Annotated in this window: 3 protein-coding genes; 2 read left to right on the forward strand and 1 reads right to left on the reverse strand. The window is 41.8% G+C overall.

The window, feature by feature from the left end:
• The first annotated feature begins 200 nt into the window (after positions 1 to 200).
• Both AB1422_16765 and AB1422_16770 read left to right on the forward strand, forming a co-directional pair.
• Entirely contained in the window at positions 201 to 4,211 is a 4,011-nt protein-coding gene (locus AB1422_16765) for a cobaltochelatase subunit CobN (protein MEW6620959.1), read from the forward strand.
• Positions 4,212 to 4,278: 67 nt separating this feature from the next.
• A complete protein-coding gene (locus AB1422_16770; protein MEW6620960.1) occupies positions 4,279 to 4,536 on the forward strand; it encodes an SAM-dependent methyltransferase in 258 nt (85 codons plus the stop codon).
• Between the two features lie 99 nt (positions 4,537 to 4,635).
• Here the strand turns inward: AB1422_16770 and rpoZ are convergent, their stop codons facing one another.
• The gene (gene rpoZ / locus AB1422_16775) at positions 4,636 to 4,851 is read right to left on the reverse strand and encodes a DNA-directed RNA polymerase subunit omega (GenBank protein ID MEW6620961.1); all 216 of its coding nucleotides are present in this window, start codon (positions 4,849 to 4,851) and stop codon (positions 4,636 to 4,638) included.
• Between the last annotated feature and the right edge of the window lie 179 nt (positions 4,852 to 5,030).

A 5,030-nucleotide genomic window follows, 5' to 3' on the forward strand; every position in this document is an offset into this window, starting at 1 on the left:
CAAAGAATTACAACTACTTTATTTATAAATGGTTATACTCTTGTTCCTCAATAGTTGAGCATTTTCATTTGACCTAATCTTTAACTCTATATGCTTTAGTCTGTTCTGTAAATTTAGGAATTATCAGGTTTCATAAAAATAGGTTATCATATAAGGAGAGTATTTGTCAACAAATTTTTATGTTTTTAGGAGGGTTGTTTATGTGCCGGAGTAGATGGCTTTTCATTATCCTTTCCTGTATCATTGTTCAGATAGCCTATGCCGAACCTATCCAGATTGGTATCTTCCTGGGCGATAGCTATTCCAAAACCGGCCTTAAGGCAATTAAGGAGATAGAAAAGGAGTATCCCACCATAAAAGAGCAGGTCTGTTTTCATCTTTATACCAGCCGCAGGATTAAGGATAAAAAGGATATTAGCAATATTGCTTCCTCAAAGACCATTTTTTTCTTCTACATTCATGATAGCCAGATAGTTGAAATAGCAAAGCCCGATATTGAGACGGTAATAAAAAAGGGAGGACGAGTCTATGCTGTAAGTGGGCCATATAAAAAGGAACATCAGGATATGGGGCTTATCGATGATGAAAGGATCACCGCTTACTATAAAGAGAATGGGATAGCAAATATAAAGAATATGATGCTCTTTACCCTCCATAGGGACTTTGGGATTGACCTGCCGTACAAAGAGCCGGTTCCGGTTGTTATCTTTGACTTCGGCATATATCTACGGCACAGAGGCACAGAGGCACAGAGGGAAATAAATCCTGGCACCAACACTGACACCGACTCTCAGATTGTAGAGACACTTGAGGACTTCTTGAGGTTATACCATCCCCAGTCGCAGGACAAATGGATAGCCCTTACCTTCTATAAAACCTCCTTTTACTCAGGCAATCTAAGCCACATCAACGCCATAATTGACGGGCTTGAAAAAGGTGGATTCAATGTCCTGCCAGTATATGGCTATCCACCGCAAGCGGTCATAGAGAGGTATCTTCTTCCTATGCAAGGAAAGCTTCGGCTTATCATCGGACTTTCGTTGAAGATGGGTATAGACCCAAAGGTATTAAATCCATTGCTTGAAAAGATAGGCGTGCCGGTGATTAATGCCATAACCCTATATACCCAATCAGCGGATGAATGGAGAAAGTCGTCGGTTGGTCTTGATATACTTGAGCGGGTATGGCTGGTTGCTTTGCCTGAAATACCAGGAATCATCCAGCCAACGGTTATTGCCACAAAGGAAAAGATGGTAGATGCAGAAACCGGGATGGAGTATGTAGAGGAAAAACCATTACCAGAAAGGATAAATCAGCTTGTTAATCGGGTAAAGGCATGGATAAACCTTCAGGATAAACCAAACAGGGACAAGCGGGTAGCGATTATCTATTACAACTATCCGCCAGGTAAGCAAAACATCGGTGCCTCTTATCTGAATGTGCTTCCGCAGAGCCTTTGGGAGATACTTAATAGGCTAAAGGCTGAAGGTTATGATACAGGTGCTGATGAGATTACCAAAGAGCAACTCTTTCATGATATCCATAGATACGCAAGGAACATCGGCAATTGGGCACAGGGTGAGCTGGATAGACTTGTAAAAGCAAGGGCGCCAATCCTCATTCCCATTTCTACCTATAAACAATGGTTTAAAGAATTGCCCGAAGGCTTTAAGAAAGCAGTGATAAAAGATTGGGGAGAACCAGAAGAATGTAAGATTATGACCTGGGTAAATCCTGATGGGAAGAAATTTATCGTTATCCCTGCTGTCCAATACGGAAATATACTCTTTACCCCGCAGCCCTCACGCGGCTGGGAGCAGGATATCAAAAAACTCTATCACGATGTTACCCTTAGCCCACATCACCAGTATGTTGCCTTTTATTTGTGGCTCAAAAAGGTTTTTTCGCCAGATGCAGTGGCACATATCGGCACTCACGGAACACATGAATGGCTTAATGGTAAAGAGGTAGGTTTTACTGATTGCGACCCACCAGAGGTGTTGATACAAGATTTGCCTAATATCTATCCATATATTGTTGATGATGTAGGAGAAGGGCTTCAGGCAAAGCGTCGGGGTATGGCGGTGATTATCGACCATATGACCCCACCATTTAATAAGGCCGGTCTGAATAAAGAACTCAAAGAACTGGCTGCCGTTATCAATGACTATAATGTAGCCATTGACAAAAGCCCCTTGCTTGGCCAGGCCAGGTTGTCGGAGATAAACAAGATGGCTAAGCAGATGGGGCTGTTAACTGATTTAGGACTAAAAGGGATAAGCTCAGAGGAGGAGATAGAGATGATAGAGCACTACATCAAGGAGATAGCCGAGAAGCAGACACCTTTTGGCTTACATACCTTTGGGAGGTCACCTGAGGAAAAATATCGGAAAACAACCGCTGAGGCGATTATCTCCATTGAGCAAAATCTGACTGATGAGGAAAAACACAAGCAGATAGCCGAGATTGAAGAGAGAATAGTTAAGTCTGGACAGAGGGAACTTGATTCCTTTATTGCCGCACTCTCAGGGAAATACATCCCTGCCGGACAGGGCAATGACCCCATCAGAAATCCCAATTCCCTCCCTACTGGCAAAAACTTCTATTCCTTTGACCCAACAAGGATTCCTGCAAAATCTACTTATGAAATAGGGGTAAGGTTAGCCCAAGAGCTTATTGAGGGCTATAAACAGAGGCATGGGACATATCCAGATAAACTTACCTTCAACCTCTGGTCAGTTGAGACCATAAGGCAGGAGGGTGTAATGGAGTCCCAGATTATGTATCTTATGGGTATAAGACCAAAATGGGACGAGCGGGGAAGGGTCGTTGGGGTCGAAGCAATACCAAGAAGTGAACTTGGCAGACAGAGGATAGATGTAACCATTGTTCCAACAGGACTCTACAGAGATTTGTTTTCCAATCTTATGGTACTCCTGGACAAGGCGGTAACATTGGCAAAGGAACAAATTGAGGATGACAACCTCATCCGGACTAATGTGCTGAAGACAAAAAAGATGCTTGTAGAAAAGGGGATAGAGGAAGACAAGGCAGAACGGCTTGCGTCTGTGAGAATCTTCACGGAGCCTTCAGGTGCTTATGGCACTAATCTGAGTAATGTCATCCCCTTATCCAACACATGGGAGAATGAAAGACAAGTGGCGGATGTCTATTTTATGCGGATGAGTTATCTTTATGGTCAAGGGTTTTGGGGAGACAAAGGACAAATTGCGGATTGCGGCTTGCAGATTGCAAATTTGAACCCCGAGTCCCGAGTTTGGACAGAGGATATCAGCCTGACCCTCTTCAAGAATGCCTTATCCGGCACAAAGATAGCAATTCACGGCCGCTCGAGTAATGTTTATGCTACTCTGGATATCGATGACGTCTTTCAGTATCTTGGCGGGACAGCAATGGCAATTCGTGTAATTGATGGAAAGACCCCTGAGGTTTATATTACCAATATGTCCAATCCCAAGTATCCAAAGCAGGAAACGCTGGAAAAATTTATGGGCAGGGAGATGCGGACAAGGTATCTCAACCCCGAATGGATTAAGGAAATGATGAAAGAAGGGTATGCCGGTGCAAGGTTTATAGATAAGATTGTTGAGCATCTGTGGGGTTGGCAGGTTACTGTGCCAGAGGCAGTTGATTCTGCTAAATGGAATGAGATGTATGAAACCTATGTTCTGGATAAGAATGGGTTGGGAATAAAGGATATGTTCAGGCAGGCAAAGAATATGTGGGCATATCAATCAATAGTAGCTCGAATGCTTGAGACGGTAAGGAAAAATTATTGGAAACCCGATAAAGAGGTTATAGAGACTCTGGCAATAGAATATGCAGATACTGTTCGAGAGGTTGGACTTGCTTGCTGTGACCACACTTGCAATAACCCATTACTGACGAAGTTTACCTCATCTGTGCTGGTTTCTGTGCCAGGTCTCTCATCACAGGTTCAAGGGCTGGCAAAGGCATTAAAGTCAATCCAGCAACCAAACTCACCACAAGTCAATAATAGCCAGAGGACAAAATCAGAGGTAAAGATAATTGTGCCTGACAATAAAGGAAAGGCAGTGGAGGGCTACGAGATGAAGAATGTTAGCGATTCTGGTGGGGCATCTTCAGCACCCATTCCGTATTTATTTATCACCGGGTTTCTGGCCTTTCTCGGACTTATTATGTGGGGTTGGAAAAGCAAAGGTAAATAATATTTTTCTTACTTTTTCCCCTTGACACCATTTATCAGCTGTGATAAAATCGTCTATTGGTGGTTAAATGAAAAAAATATATCTTATTGGAATTGGCCCTGGCGGTCCTGATTATCTTACTATTCAGGCAATAAATATAATGAAAAAGATAGATGTATTCTTCATCCTTGAGAAGGAAGGAAATATTGAGTTTCCCAAGATGAGGCTGGAGATACTAAAAAGGTATCTGGATAAAGACACATATCGAGTCGTGACGGCAAAAGTCCCAAAGCGTCCAAAGAGTAGTCCGTATAAAGAAGGGGTTGAACCCTTACGTCCACTTTAAATGCTACTTTGATAATCTCTTCTCTAATTTTCTCATATTTTAAACCCCTTCTATTTTATCCGTGTCAATCTGTGTTAATCCGTGGCTGAACAGTTACAACTACGCAGGGGATTTTTCGGGTATTTTTTGTTGACGGACAATCTTATTTTCGCGTAATTCTTTTATGGCAATTGTGTTAACTCTTTCCCCTTCAGCCTCATCAATTAGCGGGGTTGCACCATCCAACAATTGAATAGCCCTTTTAGCGACTAAATTCACTAATTCATAACGATTATCTACCTTTTTTAAAAGCTCTTCCAATGGAATTAAACTCATCTACCCTCCTTAAAAGATTATAGTGATTTTTTTATTATGTCAAGAAATTTTAGTAAGCGTTCAGGTAGTGTAACAAAAGGAGATGTGGAGATTAAGGAGATAGGGAGATATTATTAAAAAAATTGAAATTAATAGAAACTAATAGAAATTTATGGAAATTTGTTGTTTTCCACAATCAA

This window comes from bacterium (assembly GCA_040757115.1).
GTDB lineage: Bacteria > UBA9089 > CG2-30-40-21 > CG2-30-40-21 > SBAY01 > JBFLXS01.